Below are 20,660 nucleotides of genomic sequence, written 5' to 3'. Positions count from 1 at the left end.
ATCAGTGCTTACTATGCCTCTTGGTGTGCCGGGTCGGCGCCGTATTGGCGGGATCATCGGGCCACACATGCTTGGGGTAACGCCCCTTCATCTCTTTTTTTACATCCAGATAGGATCCGGCCCAGAAGGCGGCCAGATCCCGGGTAATCTGTAACGGACGACGAGCCGGCGACAACAGCTCCAGCACCAGTGCCACCCGTCCTCTCGCCAGCTCCGGGGTGTCGGATTGGCCAAACATTTCCTGCAGCCGTACCGGCAATACCGGATCCTCGTTTTCCCGATAGCGAATACCGGCCCTGGTACCGGTGGCCAGCTCGATAGCCGACGGTAGCAGGGTATCCAGCAATTGCCGTTGTGACCAGTCCAGCCGACTCTTGAAAATACCGGTCCAGTCGAGCCGGGCCAGCTCCTCCCACCGCCCCAGCCCCGTCAGATAGGGCAACAGCCAGTGTTCTGCCTCGGCCAGCCAGTCGCTTTCGTCACAAGGTTCGAAGCCGCTATCGGCCAGTTTTTGTCCGGCCAGCTTCAATCTGAGCCAATATTGCCGGCTTGCCTCATTCAGCGGCAAGGCCGACCAACCGCGCCGCACCACTTCTTCCAGCAGGCAACGAGCCCGCTGTTCGGGGCTGACCTTGCTTAACGGTGAACGCTGTAATATCAGGCCGCCAAAGCACCACTGGCGTTCGGCCCGCACCCGGTTGGCATCGTTATCCCACTCCAGATGCTCCCGCTCGCCGAAACGCTCGGGCACAAACTGCTGCAATTGCTCCAGGCTGACCGGCTCTGCCGCCTGAATAAAGATGCCCCGTTCGCCCCGCCCCAGCGCCGCCATCGCCAGCATGGGCTTGCCGAGCAAGGGGCTGCCCTGAGGCAGATCCGCACTCAGGCCGCCGGCCAGGCCGTAACGCCCCTGCTGGCGCAACAGGCCAACCCATTCGGGTCTCGCGTTGGCCAGCAGAGGCCCCAGATACTGGCCCGACGGCGCACTTTCGTTCTGCTGCAGGCGTTTGAACCAGCGCCGGGCCGCCGGTATCAGCCGTCCCTGCCGCGCCAGTAGCTGGCCCGACAGGGGGCCATTATCCCAGCGGCCCTCTTCCAGCAGCGCCACCAGATAGACGGCATCGGCCAGGGCTCCGGCCCGGCCCTGCAGCTGCCAGTCCTGCGCCGTCAGCAACAGCTGCCCGAGCCAGGGCTCTGTGCCCAGTTGCCAGACTCGTCGCCCGAGCGCAGTCAACTGGGAGCCACTCAACAGGCCCAGGCTTGAGAGCTGGCTGCGAGCCGCCGCCAACAGCGTGGTGGGGGGCGGCGTCAACAGCGGCAATTGCTCGGGCTCGGCGCCCCAGGCGGCACATTCCAGCACAAAACCGGCCAGGTCACTCTGTTCGATTTCTGCCGGTCGCCGGGGCGCCAGCCGTTCCTGTTGCTCTTGGCCCCACAGCCGCACACAGGTACCGGGCTGCAGGCGCCCGGCCCGGCCGGCCCGCTGAGTAGCCGAGGCCTGGCCAATCTGGCGGCTGTGCAGCCGGGTGATGCCGGACTGGGGTTCGAACTGCGCCTGTCGTTCCAGCCCCGAGTCCACCACTATGCTGATGCCGTCGATGGTCAGCGAGGTTTCCGCCACATTGGTGGCCAGCACTATCTTGCGCCGCCCCGCCTTCGCCGGAGCGATGGCAGCCTGCTGCTCGGCCAGCGTCAGCCGACCATAGAGCGGCCTGAGTTCGGTCTCCGAGCCGGTTTTGCCGCTCAGCCAGTCCTGAGTGCCACGGATTTCCCGCTCTCCGGGCAGAAAGGCCAGCACACTGCCATCGAAACGATCCAGTGCCGTAAGAATGGCTCGGCCCATGGCTTCATCCAGCCGGCTGTGCTGATTGCGGGGCTGATATTCCACCGTCACCGGAAAGCTGCGCCCGGCGCTCTGCACCACGGCGGCCTCGGGCAGCAGGCTATCGAGTGCCAGCCCCTCCAGGGTGGCGGACATCACCATGATGTTGAGGTCTTCACGCAGCGCCTGGCATTCCAGGGCAAAGGCCAGCGCCAAATCCGCCTGCAGGCTGCGTTCGTGAAATTCATCGAAGATCAACAGCCCGACGCCGTCCAGCTCCGGATCGGCCTGCAGCATGCGGGTCAGCACCCCCTCGGTAACCACTTCCAGCCGGGTGTCTTTGCCCACCCGGCTTTCGCCACGCATGCGATAACCGATGCGGCCACCCGGCGTTTCGCCCAGTTGCGTCGCCAGATACTGGGCTATGGTGCGTGCCGCCAGCCGCCGGGGTTCCAGCATGATGATGCGGCCCTGGATTTCGGGTTGCTTCAGCAGCCACAACGGCAGCCAGGTGGATTTACCGGCGCCGGGTGGCGCTTCAATGATGATCTGGGACGCCGCCAGCGCCGGTTGCAGTTGCGGCAGCGCGTCGACGATAGGGAGCTGATTCACATGATTACCTGATTGATCGAAAACCACTATATTGTGCCAAAAGCCCCGACCGGGAGCCATGCGGTTGGCTTCACCGCCACAAATCGGATCCACATGATGCTCATCATCGGAACCCATGTATAGTGGTTCACAAGTAACCGAACGAGGTTTGTTGTGCTGATACAGGTATTGCTGAGTTCTCATGCCTGGTGCTGCAACACCACCAAACTCAAATGTTCCTGGCAAACCAGGTAAGAGAAATAAATGCTTACATTCAGGCTCAGCAGCCTTTATACCCTGATGGCGTTTGTATGTGTTTTTGCAGCGGGAGGGTATTACATTCACCTGAGTATTGTGGCCGATCGCAAGGATCAGCAGCTGCTGATGGAAGAGGTGGTCAGTGTTCAGGCCGCGTCCATAGAGCGGCGCCTGACCCGTTCGTTATCATCGACCTATATTCTTGCCCAGGAAGTGCGGCGCAGTAACGGTCAGTTCAGGGATTTCGACAACTTTGCCGCAGAAGTCATCCAGACCCTGGGCGGTGTTTCCAGTCTCCAGCTTGCCCCCGATGGCATAACTCGGCAAATATACCCGCTGGCGGGTAATGAAAAGGGCATTGGTCATAACCTGTTGGTGAGTGATAAACGGAAAAAGGAAGCCTGGGAAGCCATCGAAAGCAAGGCCCTGACGCTGGCTGGCCCCTTTATGCTGGTGCAGGGACGCCTGGGCATGGTGGGACGAAACCCGGTGTTCCTTGAGAACGACGGCGAGCAACAGTTTTGGGGCTTTGCGACAGCCTTGATTTACCTGGATGATCTGCTGTCGTTTACCGAGCTCGATCAACTGAAACAAAAAGGCTATGCCTTTCAACTGTCGCGCTTACACCCCGACACCGGCAAGGTGGATATCTTTGCCCGCTCCAGTAACGAGCTGGATCGGCAGCAGGTCAGAAAAAGAGTCAAGGTTCCCAATGGCGAATGGACCATAGCGATGAGCCGGCCAATCGACTTCACCTTTCAGATTATCGTCGGCCTCACCCTCAGCCTGATCACGGCGAGCGTATTCGCGCTGCTGATACGCCGCATCCTGCTGGAGCCGGAGCGACTGCGAGAGTTGGTCAAAAAACAAACCTTTCAACTGGAGCAGCTGGCATTTAATGATGAACTCACCGGTCTGGCCAACCGGCGCTTTCTGACCGAGCAGCTGGAGCAGGCACTTTTGAATATTCGGCGCGAAGGTGGCAGCCTGGCGCTGATGTATCTGGATCTCGATGATTTTAAACGCATCAATGATTCAACCGGACACGAAGACGGCGACCGGTTATTGACTGAAGTGGCGCGACGACTCAAGGCCACGGTAAGAGAAACCGATATCGTCGGTCGCCTCGGGGGTGATGAGTTTGCAATTATACTGGTCAATATAAACGACGCCGACAACGCACGAATCGTCGCCGAAAAAATAATCGCCAATATCGGCATGCCGGTTCAGTTGGCGCAGAACGAGACCGTTATTGGCACCAGTATTGGCATCACCCTGGCACCGGAAGACGGGTCCAGCGGTGGCGAGTTATTACGCAATGCCGATCTTGCCATGTATAGCTCGAAACGAGCGGGTAAAAACCAGCTTTCGTTTTATAACAAGGAAATGCAGGAACAGGCGCTTGCCTCGATACGACTGGAGGAAGAGTTGCGTCGGGCCCTCTGTCGGCAGGAATTTGTCCTGGTATTCCAGCCGATCATTTCCTTTTCATCTGGCAAGATAGCTAAATTCGAAGCCTTGCTGCGCTGGAAGCAGCCGGAGCGGGGAATGCAAAGTCCGGGCACTTTTATTGCGGTGGCAGAGCAGACCGGGCTGATTGTACCTATTGGTTATTGGGTCATCGAGGCGGCCTGTCATTTTATTCGGCAACAAATGCAGGCAGATCGAAGCGTGAAGCCGGTGGCGGTCAACCTGAGTGTCTGCCAGTTGCGCGAGGCGGAATTTGCAGACCGGGTAGAAAGCCTGTTGCTACGCCTGAATATTCCACCCGCCTTGCTGGTGCTTGAAATTACCGAATCCATGCTGATGGAAAATGTCGAGCTGGCCATGGTGTTGATTGGAAAACTAAAAGGCTTGGGCATCCGTATTTCGATTGATGACTTTGGCACCGGCTATTCTTCGTTATCGCAATTACGCCACTTTCCCGTCGATATTCTGAAAATCGACCGTTCCTTTGTGATGGATCTGGAAAACAGCCCCATCGACCGCCAGATGGTGGAGGCCATTACCGCCATGGTGCACAAGCTGGGACTTAAAGTGATTGCCGAAGGCATTGAAACCGTTGAGCAAATGCAGTTTCTCAACAAGATAGGCTGTGACTATGCCCAGGGTTTCCTGTTTGCCAGGCCCCTGCCACCCGAGCAGGCACTGCAATACACCGGCTATGCCGGTTTGGCGACGAGCGAGAAGGCACCTGATGCTGACAGGCTTCTCATGGCGACGGCCCGCTGACAAATAGCTCGACCTAAAGCGAGTCAGCAGATCAGGAGGGTAAAGATGGCAGGCAAGGATAACCGGCTGTTCCTGGCTTTTCCCGCCGAGGCGCTGGCGCCCGAACTGACCCGGCTGCAACGCCGGCTGGCCCTGCCCGGCCGATGCGTGCCGCCGGAGCAACTGCACCTGACCCTGCACTTTCTCGGCCAGTGCAACCCGAAGCAACAGGCCTCGTTACTGCACCAGCTGGACAAGCTGCCCCTGCCCGGCTTTGCACTGGTGCTGGACCAGCTGGGCTGCTTTTCCCGGGCCGGCGTGGTCTGGCTGGGGCCGAGCGCACCGCCGCCGGCGCTGATGGCACTGGCCGAGGCCGTGGAGCTGAAATGCCGCGCCCTGGGTCTGGACAAGCCGCACAAGGCCTACCGTCCTCACGTGACCCTGTTTCGCCACAGCAACACCGACGAGCTGCCCACCATCAGACCCTTTCATTACCAACCAACGGCGCTGTGCCTGTACCGCTCCACCCTCACCGAGCAAGGGCCGGTTTATCACTGTCTGCAACGCTGGCCGCTGGCCGAAGTGAAAGGAAGTGAGGCGCGAGGAGAAAACTCACACCGCAAACGGTAGCTGTTCAATCAGGGTCATGCCCTCGGGGGAGATATCCGCCTTCCAGGCCTGGCATTCCACGCCGGCGGTCAGGGCCTCGAGCACCAGACCGGCATAGACCGGGTCCAGGTGCTGCGCCGGGCTGACCCGATCGATGCCGGTATGCAGCACACAGAACAGCAGCACCGCCCTGTGGCCGTGATGAACGCAGTCGATCAGCTCCCGCACGTGCTTCTGAGCCCTGACACTCTCGGTATCCGGAAAATAACCCTGCCCGCCCGGCTCCCCCGCGGTTTCATCCAGCAGGGTCACGCTCTTGACCTCCACATAACAGTCGGGCTCATCGCCGCCACTCAGCAGAAAGTCGATGCGGCTGCCCTCGTTGCCGTAGCGAACTTCGGCTTTTATATCGTCATATTGCGCCAGCGAGGGAATGCGTTTTTGCGCCAGTGCCTCGGCCACCAAGGGGTTGGCCCGCCCGGTATTGACACAGATGAGGTCGCCGCGCCGGTTTTCGACCAGCTCCCAGGTGTGAGCATATTTGCGTTTCTGGTTGTCTGATGTAGAGAAATACACAGTCCAGCCCGGCTCGGCGCAACCGGTCATCTTGCCGGTATTGGGGCAATGTATGGTCAGCGGAGCCTCTGGCGAAGAGCCCGGATGAATGACGTCGGCCAGAAAGCGCTTGTAACGCCGAATCAGCTGACCACGGCACAAAGAAGAGGAAAACTGCACGATTGTACCTATAGTTCATGAATAGAGTTCGATGGTAATCTGTATCACCACTGCGACTCTACTCTTGAAAATGCCATTCCCCGTCCCCATATGGAGGGCTCATCGAGAAGCTGCCGCTCTTTATCATCCGGCCCACTCAACCAGAGTCATTTCAGAAAAAAGTGGTCATGGTCGTATTTAAGGGCTGATTTTCGCAGAAACAGCAATGCAAAATTGCCTTGTCATTATGGTTTCTGCTATAGATAGCCGCTTCTTAACCTTGGTTGACGCAATATTGCTTTTTAGGAGATACGGAATGCCAGCAGTCGAAACCAAAAAATCTCTCGGTATTCTGGCCATTGCCGGTGTTGAGCCTTACCAGGCGAAGCCCGACGAAGAATACATGAACGATGCGCAAAAGACGCATTTTCGCAAAATTCTGGGTGCCTGGCGCAATCAGTTGCGCGAAGAAGTGGATCGCACCATGGGCTACATGAAAGACGAGGCAGCCAACTTCCCCGACCCGGTAGACAGAGCCGCTCAGGAAGAAGAATTCGCGCTTGAATTGCGTGCCCGGGATCGTGAACGCAAGCTGATCAAGAAGATCGAGAAAACCCTGCAGAAAATAGAAGAAGACGACTTCGGCTATTGCGAACACTGCGGCGTGGAAATCGGCATCCGTCGTCTGGAAGCTCGCCCCACCGCCGATCTGTGCATCGACTGCAAGACCCTGGCCGAAATAAAGGAAAAACAGATGGCCGGTTACTAAGCCGTCCCTGATACCATGAATAGAACAGCGTCCAACCGCTACATTGGGCGCTTTGCCCCCTCGCCCAGCGGCCCCCTTCATTTCGGCTCTCTGATAGCCGCCCTCGGCAGCTATCTGCAAGCCCGAAGTCATCAGGGACTATGGTTACTGCGGATTGAAGACCTGGATCCGCCGCGGGAAGTTCCCGGTGCGGCCGATGCCATCTTGCGCACCCTGGACGCCTTTGGCCTGCACTGGGACGGCCCCGTCGTGTACCAGAGTCAACGACACCATGCCTACCGTGCCGTGCTGGACAAGCTGGCACGACACGGGCTGACCTATCATTGCCATTGTACCCGCAAGATGATCAGTGCCGCCGGCGGCTTTTATAACGGCCATTGTCGTGATCTTGCACTGCCGGCCGAAAACGCGGCTACCAGGCTGGTGATGGATCGGCCGGTTTACCGCTTCCACGACCGGCTGCAGGGGGACATTTCCGTACCGGGAGCGCTGGCCGAAGAAGACTTTATCGTGCGTCGTCGCGACGGGCTCTACGCCTATAACCTGGCGGTGGTAGTCGACGATGCCGAGGCGGGCATTACCGAAGTGGTGCGTGGGGCCGACCTGCTCGACCCCACGGTGCGCCAGATTGCCCTTTATCGCATGCTGAAGGCGCCGGAGCCCGGCTGGCTGCACCTGCCGCTGGCGCTGTATGCGGGCAACAAGCTGTCCAAGCAGAATCATGCCCCGGCACTGGATGACCGGCAACCGGGCGAGGCGCTCTGGCACGCGCTGGATTTTCTCGGACAAGAACCCCCACCGGCGCTGTTTGGAGCCGGTGCTGCCGAACTACTGCACTGGGCCTGCCGTCACTGGCGCCTGGATCGAGTGCCCGGCAGACCAAATATCGAGCTGAAGTGCGCAGACAGTTCGCATTTTCAGCGCCCTGCGCTATTATAGTGCGCCGATTTTTTTAGCTTAAGGCCTTGCGAGGTGTCCTATTTTTTCCCAGATTGCTGGCTTTTGTAGAAAGCTGCTTACCCGACAACAGGAGGCGTTGCCGTTGCAACCCGTGGTGCTGACACGCGACCAACATGGTATTTCGCGCCGACAAATCAGCGAAAACGCCCTCAAAGTACTGTATCGCCTGAACAAGGCGGGCTTTGAAGCCTACCTGGTCGGTGGTGGGGTGCGTGACTTGCTGCTGGGCCGTCAGCCCAAAGACTTCGATGTCTCCACCAACGCCACGCCTGAACAGATAAAGCAGCTTTTCAGCAACTGCCGTCTGGTTGGTCGCCGTTTTCGCCTGGCCCATGTGCTGTTTGGTCGCGATGTCATCGAAGTGGCTACTTTCCGTGGTCATCACCATCAGGTTAATACCAACAAAAACGTCTCTTCCCAGTCTTCCGAAGGCATGCTGCTGCGCGACAACGTCTACGGCACCATAGAAGAAGACGCCGAGCGCCGCGACTTTACCGTTAACGCCCTCTATTACAACATTGCCGACTTCAGCGTGGTTGGCTTTGCCAATGGCATCAAGGATCTGGAAGCGCGCCGCCTCGAACTGATCGGCGACCCGGAAACCCGCTATCGGGAAGATCCGGTGCGCATGATTCGGGCGGTCCGTTTCTCCGCCAAGCTGGGTCTGACCATCAGCCCCCGCACCGAAGCGCCGATTCAGGAACTGGCGCCCTTGCTGAGCGATATTCCTCCGGCCCGCCTGTTTGAAGAAACCCTCAAGCTGTTTCTTGCCGGCCACGGTCTGGAAACCTATCGCCAGCTGCAGCAATACGGCCTCTTTGCGCCGCTGTTTCCGGAAGCGGCCGAGGTCATGGGCAAGGGCAACAATCGCTACGGTCGCTTTATCGAGCTGGCGCTGACCAACACCGACGAACGTATCGCCCAGGATATGCGGGTGACTCCGGCCTTCCTGTATGCCGCCCTGCTGTGGGGACCGGTAGAAACCCGCACCCAGGCCTTCATGAATGAAGGCGGCCTGAATCATTACGACGCCTTCATGCTGGCCACCGATGATGTGCTGGGTCGCCAGGTGAAAGCCGTCGCCATTCCGCGCCGTTTCAGCTCGGTAGTCCGCGATATCTGGCAACTGCAGGATCGTCTCACCAAGCGCAACGGCAAACGGCCGCACCGCCTGCTCGAGCATCCCAAGTTCCGCGCCGGCTACGACTTCTTGCTGCTGCGGGCCGAACTGGACCCGCGCCTGAAAGAGCTGGCCGAATGGTGGACCGAGTTTCAAGTTTCCAATCCGGTCGACCGACAAACGCAACACCGTCAGCCTCAGGCTCGTGGAGCGCAGCAAGGTCAGGCCAATACGGCCAGCGATGCCGAACCGCGTAAACCACGCAAGCGGCCACGCCGCCGCCCGCGTCGGAAAAAAGACGCGTGACCCGGGTATTTGTTGCCCTCGGCGCCAACCTTGGCGAGCCGCTTGCACAAATAAAGGCGGCGCAGCTGGCCTTGGCGAGTCTGGCCACCCCGGGCAGCCTGCAGCATTCGCCGCTGTATCAGAGCCTGCCCATGGGGCCGGCGGATCAGCCGCGCTATATCAATGGGGTATCGATGTTTGATACCTCGCTCGCGCCACACGCCCTGCTGGATGCGTTGCAGCGCATAGAGCAGGCGCATGGCCGGGTACGCAAGGAAGAACGCTGGGGGCCCCGCACCCTGGATCTGGACATGCTGCTCTATGGCGAACGCCACATCGACGATGAACGGCTGACGGTCCCCCACTATGGCATGAAGCAACGGGAATTCGTGCTTTACCCGCTGGCGGACCTGGTCCCGGGCCTGATACTGCCCTGCGGTACTTCCCTGGCCCAGCTGTTGCAACAGTGCCCGGCCAACAGCATGACCCGACTGCCCCCGCAGTAAAGGAATCTCTCATGACTAAAATCACCACGGCACGCCTGCTGGCGATGAAACAGGCTCGGCAGAAAATTGCCATGATCACCGCCTACGATGCCACCTTTGCCCAGCTGTTCGAACAGGCCGGCGTGCATGCCATCCTGATCGGCGACTCCCTCGGCATGGTATTGCAAGGCGAAGACAGCACCCTCAAGGTGACAGTCGACGATATCGCCTATCACACCAGATCGGTGGCCAATGGTTGCTCAAAATCGCTTATCGTCGCCGACATGCCGTTTATGAGTTACAGCAATCCGGAGCAGGCCTGTGCCGGTGCCGCCACCCTGATGCGCGCCGGTGCCCACATGGTCAAGCTGGAAGGCGGCGACTGGCTGGCCGACACCGTGACCCAGCTGACCCGCCAGGGTATTCCGGTGTGCGGCCATCTGGGGCTGACGCCGCAGTCGGTGCACGTGTTCGGCGGCTTCAAGCTGCAGGGGCGCGAAACCGAGCAGGCCGAACAAATCAAACGTCATGCCAGAGCACTGGAAGCCGCCGGCATTCAGTTGCTGGTGCTGGAGTGCGTGCCAAGCCGGCTTGCCACCGACATCAGCCAGATGCTGAGCATACCGGTGATCGGCATCGGTGCCGGTGCCCAGACCGACGGTCAGGTACTGGTGATGCAGGATGCCCTGGGGCTCACCACCGGCTATGTGCCCAAGTTCACCAAGAACTTTCTGGCCGACAACGGCAACGTCAAAGCCGCCATCGAAGCCTATGTGGCCGACGTGGCCGAGGGCCGTTTCCCCGGCCCGGAACACAGTTTTAACTGAGGACAGAAGATGCAGCTGGTCAGCACCCTCGACGAATTAAGAGCCGTCATCAACGGCTGGCGCCGTCACGGCGAGCGTATCGGTTTTGTGCCCACCATGGGCAATTTGCATCAGGGACATATGGAGCTGGTCAAGCAGGCCGGAAGCCGTTGCGATCGCGTGGTGGTCAGCATCTTCGTCAACCCGCTGCAGTTTGACCGGGCCGCCGATCTCGACGCCTATCCCCGCACCCTGGAGCAGGACTGCGAGCGGCTGGGTGAACAGGCGGATATCGTCTTCACCCCCACGCCGGCGCTGATGTACCCCAATGGCCAGCAACAGCAAACCCGGGTTGTGGTGCCCGGCGTTTCCGAGGTACTGGAAGGCGCCCTGCGTCCGGGTCACTTCGACGGCGTCAGCACGGTCGTGTGCAAGCTGTTCAACCTGGTGCAGCCGGATCTGGCCTGTTTCGGTGAAAAAGACTACCAGCAGCTGGCGCTGATCCGTAAAATGACCGCCGAATTGAATATGCCGGTCGAGATCCTGGGGGTGCCTACGGTACGTGCCGAAGACGGCCTAGCGCTGAGTTCCCGCAACGGTTATCTGACCGACGCCGAACGCACGCTGGCCCCCGAGCTTGCCGCCACCATGAACTGGCTGGCCGTTCGCCTCGCCGACGGCGAGCGGGATATTGAACGGCTGGCCACAGACGGCAGTGCTCGCCTGAACGATGCCGGTTTTCGTACCGACGGTATCGATATCGTCGATGCCGACACCCTGCTGCCGTTAACGGCACAGAGCCGGGCCGTGGTCATCCTGATGGCCGCCTTTCTCGGCAAGGCCCGACTGATAGACAACCGGGTAGTGCCCCTGTAGAACACTACCCCTCGCTTTTCGACAGTACAGCCGGATGGGGATTAGCTCACGCCGACTCGCCGTGAAGGCAGTAACCAATGGAGACAAGGTAAAGATGGACATGCAACGCATTATGCTCAGAGGCAAGCTGCACCAGGCCCGGGTCACCCACGCCGAGCTGAACTACGAAGGCTCCTGCGCTATCGATCAGGACCTGCTGGACGCGGTCAATATCCGAGAATACGAGCAGATCGATATCTACAACATCGAAAACGGCGAGCGTTTTCACACCTACGCCATTTCCGGCGAACGTGGCTCCAGGATGATCTCATTGAACGGCGCCGCCGCCCGCAAGGCCGCCGTGGGCGACCGTATCATCATCTGTGCCTATGCGCCGATGAGCGAGCAGCAAATCGAAAGCTACGATCCCAATCTGGTGTATCTGGATGCGGACAACAACATAGTACGCACCAGCAAGAACATCCCCCTGCAACTGGCCTGATCGCCACCATAACCCGCAGGTAACAGACAAAAGGCGGCCCATTGGCTGCCTTTTTTGTTTATTGCTTCATAAACGCTACACATTATCTTCAGGATCTTGGCTCCAGAGGCAACACAGCCACCTCCCACGACACGCCATAAACCCATCCTTGGGGGCTCGGAAATACCATCCCTGGTATTTCACGGTCGTGGGAGGAGATCTCTGTTGCCTCTTCTGAACACCGAGTTGCCCGCAAGCGGTGCCAACAGGCGACTCCGTAGTACCAAGGAGGTCAAAGGGATCTGCTCCGCCGAGCATCACATGACAGGGATGTCATGTGCTGAGCGTCACATGGAGGTGCTCGAGCGGGTAGGAGGAGCTGGCCCTTTGGCTGACTTTAGCAAAATAGAAAACAGCCGGGACAACAAACAAAAAGGCAGCCAACCGGCTGCCTTTTTTAAACTCAACTGCGTAATCCACGCCCGGTGTGAATCAGATACCAGGCCAGGCCATAGAACAGCGCGATAAAGCCGATGATGATGCCGTAGGCCACGGTCAGCGGTACATCGCTGATACCCAGAAAACCGTAGCGGAAGGCGTTCACCATATACAGCACAGGATTGCCGTGCGAAATGGTTTGCCATATCTCGGGCAGCAGGTCGATGGAGTAGAAGACCCCGCCCAGATAGGTCAGCGGCGTCAGGATAAAGGTCGGAATGATGCTGATATCGTCGAAGGTACGGGCAAAAATGGCGTTGAGCAGCCCCGCCAGCGAAAACAGCACCGAGGTCAGAAACACGGTGAAGATAACGCTGAACAGATGACTGATTTGCAGATCGACAAAGAACAGCGACACCATACTGACAGTCAGCCCCACCAACAGGCCCCGTACCACACCGCCACCGACATAACCGGCGATGATCACGTAAGTGGGCACCGGCGCCACCAGCAGCTCTTCCACGTTATGCTGGAACTTGCTGCTGAAAAACGACGAGGCCACATTGGAGTAGGAGTTGGTGATCACCGACATCATGATCAGGCCCGGTACGATAAAGGCCATGTAGGAATAACCACCCATCTCGCCGATACGGCTGCCAATCAGGTTGCCGAAAATCACGAAATACAGGGTCATGGTGATGGCCGGCGGCACCAGGGTCTGCACCCAGATGCGGGTAAAACGCACGATTTCCCGGTGTAAAATACTGCGAAAGGCGATGTAATAGTGTTTTCCGCTCATGCTGTCGTTCTCCCCTGCTCCACCAGCGTAACGAATAATTCCTCCAACCGGTTGGCCTTATTGCGCATGCTCAGCACGCGAATACCCTGCTCGTTAAGCTGGGCAAAGACGCCGTTCACCCCCTGATCTTTCTTCACTTCAACTTCCAGGGTGTGATCGTCCAGCAACTGCCAGTTAAAACCGGACAAAAAGGGTTCGCGGCAATCGGTAGCCAAATCCAGAATGAAGGTTTCCACGTTGAGCTTGCCCAGCAGGCCTTTCATGCTGGTGTTCTCGACCAGGCGCCCCTTGTCGATGATGCCGATATTCCGGCACAGCATCTCCGCTTCTTCCAGGTAGTGGGTGGTCAGGATAATGGTAATGCCCTGCTCGTTGATAGCCTTGAGAAAATCCCACATGGCCCGGCGAATTTCGATATCCACCCCGGCGGTCGGTTCATCCAGAATCAACAGCTTGGGTTCGTGCATCAGCGCCCGGGCAATCATCAGTCGTCGCTTCATGCCGCCGGACAGGGTGCGGGCGGGAACATCGCGCTTTTCCCACAGATCCAGCTGTTTCAGGTAACGTTCGGCGCGGATCTTGGCCTCTTTGCGCTCAATGCCATACAAGCCGGCCTGGTTGACCACGATTTGCTGCACTTTTTCGAACGGGTTGAAGTTGAATTCCTGCGGCACCAGGCCGATCTGGGTCTTGGCCTGATTCAGGTGGGTATCGATATCGAAACCGAATACCTTGACCGTGCCGGCACTCTTGTTCACCAGCGAGGAAATAATACCGATGGTGGTGGATTTACCTGCTCCGTTAGGGCCGAGCAAGGCATAGAAATCGCCCTTGTTGACTGTCAGATCTATGCCTTTCAATGCTTCTACACCACCGGCGTAGGTCTTGCGCAGGCCATCAATCTCCAGTGCTTTGGTCATTATTGGCTCCATAGAATAAAAAATACCCGGGGCAGGTGGCGGACATAAGCCCGTTGCCCCATCCCCAGGCAGATTTGTGAGTAATACCAATCCCACTAAACAAATGATCTATTTCATTTTTGTATAAAATTCGAACAAAGGGCCCGCTCCCCCGACTCGCCATGAATCCCTCCCTGGAGGCTCAGCCGCGCCATCCATGGCGCGGATGGTCGGCTGAGCAGATCCCTTTGTCCTCCTTGATACACCGGAGTTGCCTGTTAGCGCCGTCTGCAGACAACTCGATGCTCGAGAAGAGGCAACAGAGATTGACTCCCACGACCGTGAAATGCCATGGAAGGCATTTCCCGAGCCCTCAGGGATGAGTTCATGGCGTGTCGTGGGAGGCGACTGTGTTGCCTCTGATCCCGGGGGTTAACATGATCAGATGTTTATTCCAATTGGTATAAGCAAAAAACTTAATCGAGCGGTATCACCTTGCCGATATAGGGCAGATTGCGATAAAGCTGGGCATAATCGATACCGTAGCCGACCACGAACTCGTCGGGAATGGTAAAGCCTATCCAGTCCACCGGCACCTGTACTTCACGCCGATCGGGCTTGTCGAGCAGCGAGCAAATGGTCAGCGAGGCCGGATTGCGCAGCGACAGTATTTCCTTCACCTTGCTCAGGGTATAACCGGTGTCGATAATGTCTTCGACAATCAACACGTGCTTGCCGTGGATCTCGTCGTCCAGATCCTTGAGGATTCTCACATCACGGTTACTTTCCATGCTGCTGCCGTAGCTGGAAGCGGTCATGAAATCGAGCCGCACCGGCAGGGTAAGCTTGCGACACAAGTCGGCCATAAATACACAGGAGCCGCGCAGCAAACCGACCATCACCAGCTCGTCCACCCCCTGATAATGGGCGTTGATTTGATCGCCCAGGGCCTGAATCCGCGCGTTTACCTCATCGGTACCGATCAGGATATCCACTCTGTGTTTCATTTTTAGCTCCGTTGGGCCTGAAATGCCCGACTGTGATTAAAGCGGTATTCTAACGGAATTCTCTCTTATCTGCATATCGGGTCAGCTTTCCGCACCGCCATAGCCCCAGCGCGGCACCAGCTCCTGATCCACCTCGAGGTGATCCAGAATACGCGCCACCATGAAGTCGACCAGATCCGCGATGGTGCGCGGCTGATGATAAAACCCCGGTGACGCCGGCATGATGGTCACGCCCAGGTTGGCCAGCTTGAGCAGATTTTCCAGATGCAGCGCCGAGAACGGTGACTCGCGCGGCACCAGGATCAGCTGACCCTTCTCCTTGATCACCACATCGGCGGCCCGCTCGATCAGATTGTCCGACGCGCCACTGGCGATGGACGCCACCGTGCCCATGGAGCAGGGACAAATCACCATGCGCCGGGGGGCGCCGGAGCCGGAGGCCACCGGCGAAAACCATTCTTCCTTGCCATAGACCTGCAGTTGCTCCGGCGCCGCCTGATAACGCTCGCTCAGCAGGGCTGCCAGGGCATCCGGCTTGCCCGGCCACTGCTCGCCCTCTTCGGTCGCCAGCACCACCCGGGCGGCACTGGATACCAGCAGGTGCACCTGCATACCGGCGGCCAGCAGCCGCCCCAGCAACGCCAACGCATAGGGAGCACCGGACGCACCGGACAGGGCCAGGGTGACCTGACGATGACGCGGGTATTTAGGCGCAGACATGGGTCGCCTCCAGTGCCTGCAGCAGGCGGCCGTGAATGCCGCCGAAGCCGCCGTTACTCATCACCAGTATCTGATCCCCCGGCTGTGCCGCCTCGGTGAGGGCCGCGATCAGTCCGTCCAGATCCTCAAATACCCGCCCCTGCGGACAGGCACCGGCGACTGCGGCCAGATCCCAGTTCAGATCCGCCGGCCGGAATAGATAGGTCTGATCCGCCAGTTGCAGGGAGTCCGCCAGCGGCTGCTGATGCACGCCCATTTTCATGGTATTGGAGCGCGGCTCCAGCACCGCCAGCACCCGACCACCTTCTTGAGCCTTCACCCGCGCCTTGAGCCCGGCCAGGGTCCATTCGATGGCGGTGGGATGATGGGCAAAGTCGTCCCAGACCCGAATGCCCGCTACCTCGCCTTTCAGCTCCATGCGTCGCTTGGGCGACACGAACAGGCACAGCGCCTTGATGGCTTCCGCCACCGGCACGCCTGCATGGCGGGCCGCTGCCAGTGCCATCAGGCCGTTGTGCACGTTGTGCAGGCCGATACAGCCCCAGCGCACCTCGCCCACCGCCTTGCCGTCGAGCAGCACGGTGAAATGGCTGCCATCGGCTTGCCGCGGTTCGGCCTGCCACAGGCCGTCTTCGCCCGCGTATTCCACTTCACTCCAGCAGCCCATGGCCAGTACCTTCTCCACCGCCGGTGTGTGCGTCGGTACCAGTACCCGGCCGTGGCCGGGCACCATGCGCAGCAGATGATGAAACTGTCGCTGAATGGCCGCCAGATCGTCGAAGATATCCGCATGATCGAATTCGAGGTTATTGAGGATCAGGGTGCTGGGACGGTAATGAACAAATTTGGATCGCTTGTCGAAGAAGGCGCTGTCGTATTCGTCGGCTTCGATCACGAAAAAAGGCGCCTCGCCCAGCCGGGCGGATACCTCGAAGTTACCGGGCACGCCGCCGATCAGAAAACCGGGCGCCAGGCCGCAGTCTTCCAGAATCCAGGCCAGCATGCCGGCAGTGGTGGTTTTACCGTGGGTGCCGGCTACCGCCAGTACCCAGCGATCCTGCAGCACATGTTCCAACAGCCATTGGGGGCCGGAGGTATAGGGAATGCGACGATTGAGCATCGCCTCCACGCAGGGGTTGCCCCGGCTCATGGCGTTGCCCACCACCACCAGATCCGGGCCTGAATCGAGTTGGCTTGGATCATAACCTTCAATCAACTCGATGCCCTGCTGCTCGAGCTGGGTACTCATCGGCGGATAGACGTTGGCGTCGCTGCCGGTAACCCGGTAGCCCAGCTGTTTGGCCAGCACCGCCAGTCCGCCCATGAAGGTGCCGCAAATACCCAGAATATGAATGTGCATAAAATGCCCTTGGCTGCTGTATTGGCTGCATTCTAACAATCCGCCGCCGCTTTGGGCACTTGTATGGTGATCTGTGCGACAGTGGTTATAATATGCGCCCTGATAACCGTTACCCATTTGTATAACAGATGTCTCCCGGTAAGGGTGATAAACTCGGTTATCAAACCCGTCACAGACAACACTAAAGGAAACGTCATGAGCCTGAACCAGGTACCGGCCGGAAAGAGCCTGCCCGAAGATATCTACGTAGTGATCGAGATCCCGCAGAATGCCGATCCCATCAAATATGAAGTCGACAAGGACACCGGCGCCATCTTCGTGGACCGTTTCATGTCTACCCCCATGTTCTATCCCTGCAACTACGGCTACGTAAACAACACCCTGTCTCTGGACGGCGATCCGGTTGACGTACTGGTACCCACTCCGCATCCGCTGGTACCCGGCTCCGTGATCCGCTGCCGCCCGGTTGGCGTACTGAACATGACCGACGAGTCTGGCGAAGATGCCAAAATCGTAGCCGTTCCGCACAGCAAGCTGAGCAAGGAATACGATCATATTCAGGACATCAAGGATGTTCCCGAATTGCTCAAAGCCCAGATCAAGCACTTCTTCGAGCGTTACAAAGAGCTGGAAGCAGGCAAGTGGGTCAAACTGGAAGGATGGGGCGACAAGGCCGCGGCCGAAGCCGAAATCCTCAGCTCTGCCGAGCGTTACAACAAGGCCTGATAGCCTGCCGGCAACCAGACGTAAAAAAGAGCACTTCGGTGCTCTTTTTTATTGGCTGTTCGGTTTGGCGATGGCAGCGCATTCGCCTGTTGGCGTGCCGGCACCGAATATCTACCGAGCCGGCGCGGTAAAAAGGCCTCATTGCGGACCTTATTTTTTAGCGAGGGTTACTCTATGATGGCGATGAGGGTCGCCAGTATGCCCAGGCTTGAAAAATAGGCGACCAACAGAAGCAACTTGCCGATGCTGGATTTACCTTTCTGGATTTGTTGCATGTGCATCCGGCGCTCCTCTTGGAAATTAAGATAAGACCTTAATTTTAACATGACTGCAACCTGGTTAACAACAGAAGTCTATGAAGACGAAAACCGCCGTACAGGATCATAAAATCAGGAACAGCAGGGCGCTGCTGCTCGGCCTGGCCGAGCAACGGGGATTGGCGGGGTTGCTGCACGGTGACTCACCGCTGAGCTTTGGCGAGCGATTCGAGATTCGGCGCCAGCTGGATCAGGCCGCCCGTCAGAAAAACCTGGAGACCATCGTCAGCCTGGCAAGTAATGCCTGCTCCGACGACGTCGGCAGCGATCCGGATCCGGATTGGCTGAGTTGTTATCTGGAGCTGGCCGAGAATATTCGTCATCCCGCCATGCAACAATTCTGGGCCAACATACTGGCGCAAGAGATCAACCAGCCCGGCCATTGCTCCATTCAAGCCCTGAGCCGCCTGCGACAGATGACCCAGAAGGATGCCCTGCTGCTGCAAAAAGCCAGCGCCCTCAGCTGCCATTTTGGTGACGACAACCTGCGGCTGCTGTTTGGCTACCAGTACCGCACCCTGTTGCAGGGCCAGCGCCAGCAAAAGTTGAATCTGGGCCGCTATCGCCTGCCTTATGCGGGCTTGATGCAGCTGTTTGAACTGGGACTCTTGCATCAGGCTGAGCTGGAGTCCGGCGAGCTGTCGGTCACCACACCGCTACGGCTGGAATTCAACCCGCAGCAGATGACACTGCAACCACAAAAGAAAGGCATTCGTCTGCTGTATTACCGCTTCACCACCATAGGGAACGAGCTGGCCGGGCTGATGACCGAAGCCACCCCGGCCGATTACCGGCGTGAATTGCAGGAGCTGCTGTCGCCGCTGGGGCAACTGAGTCAGAAATGACGGGAGAGTGGGTCTGAGGCGAACAAGGTAAAAGGTGCGACGCTGCCGCCGCACCTTTTACCTCACGGGAGGATGTCTTCAGGCGTACTGTTCTTGCTCGAGTTCAATTTCGGGCTGGGGGTTGAACCAGGCCAGCGAGTCGGCCAGCGCCGCCACCTCGCCAATGACCATCAGGGAAGGACTGACTACCTGCTCCGCCAGCGTAGCCAGCTCTTTGAGCTGACCACGTACCACGCGCTGCTGTGCCGTGGTGCCGCGTTCAATCAGCGCCACCGGGGTGGCTTCGTCCAGACCATTCTCAACCAGCCGCTGCTGAATATGCGCCGAGCGCATCAGCCCCATATAGATCACCAGCGTCTGGCGACCCCGGGCCAGCGAGGCCCAGTCCGGCTCCTTGCCGTCCTGCTTGCTGTGGCCGGTGATAAAGACCGCGCTCTGGGCATGATCTCTATGGGTGAGAGGAATCCCCGCATAGGCGGTGGCACCGGCCGCGGCGGTGATGCCCGGCACCACCTGATAGCGAATACCGGCGGCCTTCAGGGTCTGCAATTCTTCGGCACCGCGGCCGAACATGAAGGGATCGCCGCCTTTCAGCCGCACCACCCGTTTGCCGGCCTGGGCCTGCTCTACCAGCAACTGATTGATTTGATCCTGGGGCACGCTGTGATGACCGGCTTTCTTGCCCACCGACATCAGCTCGGCTTCGGGGCGGATCAGCGCCAGAATTTCTTCCGACACCAGTTGATCGAACAGTACCACCTCGGCTTTCTGCAATTCGTTGAGCGCCTTGATGGTCAGCAAATCCGGATCGCCGGGGCCGGCGCCCACCAGAATCACTTCACCGGTCTGGGGCTTCTGTACTTCCTGCTGCAGCCAGCGCTCGGCGGCGGCCAGGTTGCCCTGCTTCAAAAAGGCGTGCAGGGTGGTATCGTCCTGGGTGCGAGCCCAGAACCGACGCCGCGCCTCGCTGCTGCTCAGCGTTCGCTTGACCCTTTGGCGCAGTTTTCCCGCCACCTGACTGAGCTGCCCCCAGTGTTTCGGCAACAGCGCATCCAGCCGGGCGCGCAACAGACGTGCCAGCCAGGGCGCATCGCCACCGGTGCTGAACGCCACCTGAATCGGCAGACGTTCGACGATGGAAGGAAAGATCACCGCCGAGCGCTTGCTGTCGTCGGCCTTGTTGACCAGCTGACCGCGCAGATTGGCGAGCTGATAGACGCGGGCATTGACCTCGGTGTTGTCGGTCGCCGCCACCACCAGAAACTGGTCGTCGAGATAGCCTTCGGCAAACACATCATTCTGCCAGACAAACCGGTCCTGCAGTTGCTGCAGCTCGGGGGAAAGCTCGGGCGCCACGACCGTGACCCGGGCGCCCCGCGCCAGCAGGACCCGTACCTTGCGGGCCGCCACGGCACCACCACCCACCACCAGGCAAGGTCGATGCTTGATTTTGATAAAGAGAGGCAGATGTTCCATGGCCGGTTCCACTGATGTATTGAGATAGACCGACTATAAACAGAAATGACTAGCGCACAAAAGAATATAAAAAGACTTTTTATTCCAAAATTGCATTAACACCAATT

At 58.7% G+C, this 20,660-nt stretch carries 19 protein-coding genes; 11 read left to right on the top strand and 8 right to left on the bottom strand.

Annotated elements, in window-relative coordinates; genetic code table 11:
• Position 1: 1 nt before the first annotated feature.
• Complete coding sequence (gene hrpB, locus Q0753_RS11410; RefSeq protein ID WP_298720778.1) at positions 2–2,434, bottom strand: ATP-dependent helicase HrpB; 2,433 nt, start codon at positions 2,432–2,434, stop codon at positions 2–4.
• Positions 2,435–2,677: 243 nt separating this feature from the next.
• Here hrpB and Q0753_RS11405 point away from each other — a divergent pair, with 243 nt between their 5' ends.
• Both Q0753_RS11405 and thpR read left to right on the top strand, forming a co-directional pair.
• The gene (locus Q0753_RS11405; RefSeq protein WP_298720776.1) at positions 2,678–4,903 is read left to right on the top strand and encodes an EAL domain-containing protein; all 2,226 of its coding nucleotides are present in this window, start codon (positions 2,678–2,680) and stop codon (positions 4,901–4,903) included.
• A 45-nt stretch (positions 4,904–4,948) separates the two neighbouring features.
• Complete coding sequence (gene thpR / locus Q0753_RS11400; RefSeq protein WP_298720773.1) at positions 4,949–5,512, top strand: RNA 2',3'-cyclic phosphodiesterase; 564 nt, start codon at positions 4,949–4,951, stop codon at positions 5,510–5,512.
• Here thpR and sfsA read toward each other — a convergent pair.
• A complete protein-coding gene (gene sfsA, locus Q0753_RS11395; RefSeq protein ID WP_298720770.1) occupies positions 5,495–6,226 on the bottom strand; it encodes a DNA/RNA nuclease SfsA in 732 nt (243 codons plus the stop codon). The genes thpR and sfsA overlap by 18 nt on opposite strands.
• Positions 6,227–6,521: 295 nt before the next feature.
• Here sfsA and dksA point away from each other — a divergent pair, with 295 nt between their 5' ends.
• From dksA to panD, 7 genes are all read left to right on the top strand, one after another.
• On the top strand, positions 6,522–6,974 hold the full coding sequence (gene dksA, locus Q0753_RS11390) for an RNA polymerase-binding protein DksA (RefSeq protein ID WP_204796295.1): 453 nt from the start codon (positions 6,522–6,524) through the stop codon (positions 6,972–6,974).
• Between the two features lie 15 nt (positions 6,975–6,989).
• Positions 6,990–7,913, top strand: a complete 924-nt coding sequence (gluQRS, locus tag Q0753_RS11385; protein WP_298720764.1) for a tRNA glutamyl-Q(34) synthetase GluQRS — start codon at positions 6,990–6,992, stop codon at positions 7,911–7,913.
• A 73-nt stretch (positions 7,914–7,986) separates the two neighbouring features.
• A complete protein-coding gene (gene pcnB, locus Q0753_RS11380) occupies positions 7,987–9,360 on the top strand; it encodes a polynucleotide adenylyltransferase PcnB (RefSeq protein ID WP_298720876.1) in 1,374 nt (457 codons plus the stop codon).
• Positions 9,357–9,845, top strand: coding sequence for a 2-amino-4-hydroxy-6-hydroxymethyldihydropteridine diphosphokinase (gene folK, locus Q0753_RS11375; protein WP_298720762.1), 489 nt, complete (start codon positions 9,357–9,359; stop codon positions 9,843–9,845). Before pcnB ends, folK begins: the two co-directional genes overlap by 4 nt.
• Positions 9,846–9,856: 11 nt before the next feature.
• Entirely contained in the window at positions 9,857–10,651 is a 795-nt protein-coding gene (panB, locus tag Q0753_RS11370) for a 3-methyl-2-oxobutanoate hydroxymethyltransferase (RefSeq protein WP_298720759.1), read from the top strand.
• Positions 10,652–10,660: 9 nt separating this feature from the next.
• Positions 10,661–11,506, top strand: coding sequence for a pantoate--beta-alanine ligase (gene panC / locus Q0753_RS11365; protein WP_298720756.1), 846 nt, complete (start codon positions 10,661–10,663; stop codon positions 11,504–11,506).
• A 100-nt stretch (positions 11,507–11,606) separates the two neighbouring features.
• On the top strand, positions 11,607–11,987 hold the full coding sequence (gene panD, locus Q0753_RS11360; RefSeq protein ID WP_204796344.1) for an aspartate 1-decarboxylase: 381 nt from the start codon (positions 11,607–11,609) through the stop codon (positions 11,985–11,987).
• Between the two features lie 442 nt (positions 11,988–12,429).
• On the opposite strand, the gene Q0753_RS11355 is transcribed toward panD, so the two are convergent.
• From Q0753_RS11355 to mpl, 5 genes are all read right to left on the bottom strand, one after another.
• Positions 12,430–13,203, bottom strand: coding sequence for an ABC transporter permease (locus Q0753_RS11355; protein ID WP_298720750.1), 774 nt, complete (start codon positions 13,201–13,203; stop codon positions 12,430–12,432).
• A complete protein-coding gene (locus Q0753_RS11350; protein ID WP_298720747.1) occupies positions 13,200–14,123 on the bottom strand; it encodes an ABC transporter ATP-binding protein in 924 nt (307 codons plus the stop codon). Before Q0753_RS11350 ends, Q0753_RS11355 begins: the two co-directional genes overlap by 4 nt.
• A gap of 455 nt (positions 14,124–14,578) precedes the next feature.
• The gene (gene hpt, locus Q0753_RS11345; RefSeq protein ID WP_298720744.1) at positions 14,579–15,109 is read right to left on the bottom strand and encodes a hypoxanthine phosphoribosyltransferase; all 531 of its coding nucleotides are present in this window, start codon (positions 15,107–15,109) and stop codon (positions 14,579–14,581) included.
• Between the two features lie 81 nt (positions 15,110–15,190).
• Complete coding sequence (locus Q0753_RS11340; RefSeq protein ID WP_298720741.1) at positions 15,191–15,829, bottom strand: flavin prenyltransferase UbiX; 639 nt, start codon at positions 15,827–15,829, stop codon at positions 15,191–15,193.
• Complete coding sequence (mpl, locus tag Q0753_RS11335; RefSeq protein ID WP_298720738.1) at positions 15,816–17,189, bottom strand: UDP-N-acetylmuramate:L-alanyl-gamma-D-glutamyl-meso-diaminopimelate ligase; 1,374 nt, start codon at positions 17,187–17,189, stop codon at positions 15,816–15,818. Before mpl ends, Q0753_RS11340 begins: the two co-directional genes overlap by 14 nt.
• A 195-nt stretch (positions 17,190–17,384) precedes the next feature.
• Here mpl and ppa point away from each other — a divergent pair, with 195 nt between their 5' ends.
• Entirely contained in the window at positions 17,385–17,915 is a 531-nt protein-coding gene (gene ppa, locus Q0753_RS11330; protein WP_298720735.1) for an inorganic diphosphatase, read from the top strand.
• Positions 17,916–18,270: 355 nt separating this feature from the next.
• Positions 18,271–19,077 (top strand): TIGR03899 family protein, encoded by an 807-nt coding sequence (locus Q0753_RS11325; RefSeq protein ID WP_298720732.1) that lies wholly within the window; start codon positions 18,271–18,273, stop codon positions 19,075–19,077.
• A 78-nt stretch (positions 19,078–19,155) separates the two neighbouring features.
• Here the strand turns inward: Q0753_RS11325 and cysG are convergent, their stop codons facing one another.
• Entirely contained in the window at positions 19,156–20,553 is a 1,398-nt protein-coding gene (gene cysG / locus Q0753_RS11320) for a siroheme synthase CysG (RefSeq protein WP_298720729.1), read from the bottom strand.
• Between the last annotated feature and the right edge of the window lie 107 nt (positions 20,554–20,660).

This window comes from uncultured Oceanisphaera sp., assembly GCF_947495715.1.
Classification (GTDB): Bacteria; Pseudomonadota; Gammaproteobacteria; order Enterobacterales; family Aeromonadaceae; genus Oceanimonas; species Oceanimonas sediminis.
Note: the sequence above shows the minus strand (reverse complement) of the source record. Positions and strands in the feature narration are given on the sequence as shown.

Bases quoted from the DNA above. Each gene is read 5' to 3' on its own strand.
- Q0753_RS11405 (WP_298720776.1), top strand. From the start codon at position 2,678: ATGCTTACATTCAGGCTCAGCAGCCTTTATACCCTGATGGCGTTTGTA.
- thpR (WP_298720773.1), top strand. From the start codon at position 4,949: ATGGCAGGCAAGGATAACCGGCTGTTCCTGGCTTTTCCCGCCGAGGCG.
- dksA (WP_204796295.1), top strand. From the start codon at position 6,522: ATGCCAGCAGTCGAAACCAAAAAATCTCTCGGTATTCTGGCCATTGCC.
- gluQRS (WP_298720764.1), top strand. From the start codon at position 6,990: ATGAATAGAACAGCGTCCAACCGCTACATTGGGCGCTTTGCCCCCTCG.
- panB (WP_298720759.1), top strand. From the start codon at position 9,857: ATGACTAAAATCACCACGGCACGCCTGCTGGCGATGAAACAGGCTCGG.
- panC (WP_298720756.1), top strand. From the start codon at position 10,661: ATGCAGCTGGTCAGCACCCTCGACGAATTAAGAGCCGTCATCAACGGC.
- panD (WP_204796344.1), top strand. From the start codon at position 11,607: ATGCAACGCATTATGCTCAGAGGCAAGCTGCACCAGGCCCGGGTCACC.
- Q0753_RS11355 (WP_298720750.1), bottom strand. From the start codon at position 13,203: ATGAGCGGAAAACACTATTACATCGCCTTTCGCAGTATTTTACACCGG.
- Q0753_RS11350 (WP_298720747.1), bottom strand. From the start codon at position 14,123: ATGACCAAAGCACTGGAGATTGATGGCCTGCGCAAGACCTACGCCGGT.
- hpt (WP_298720744.1), bottom strand. From the start codon at position 15,109: ATGAAACACAGAGTGGATATCCTGATCGGTACCGATGAGGTAAACGCG.
- Q0753_RS11340 (WP_298720741.1), bottom strand. From the start codon at position 15,829: ATGTCTGCGCCTAAATACCCGCGTCATCGTCAGGTCACCCTGGCCCTG.
- mpl (WP_298720738.1), bottom strand. From the start codon at position 17,189: ATGCACATTCATATTCTGGGTATTTGCGGCACCTTCATGGGCGGACTG.
- ppa (WP_298720735.1), top strand. From the start codon at position 17,385: ATGAGCCTGAACCAGGTACCGGCCGGAAAGAGCCTGCCCGAAGATATC.
- Q0753_RS11325 (WP_298720732.1), top strand. From the start codon at position 18,271: ATGAAGACGAAAACCGCCGTACAGGATCATAAAATCAGGAACAGCAGG.
- cysG (WP_298720729.1), bottom strand. From the start codon at position 20,553: ATGGAACATCTGCCTCTCTTTATCAAAATCAAGCATCGACCTTGCCTG.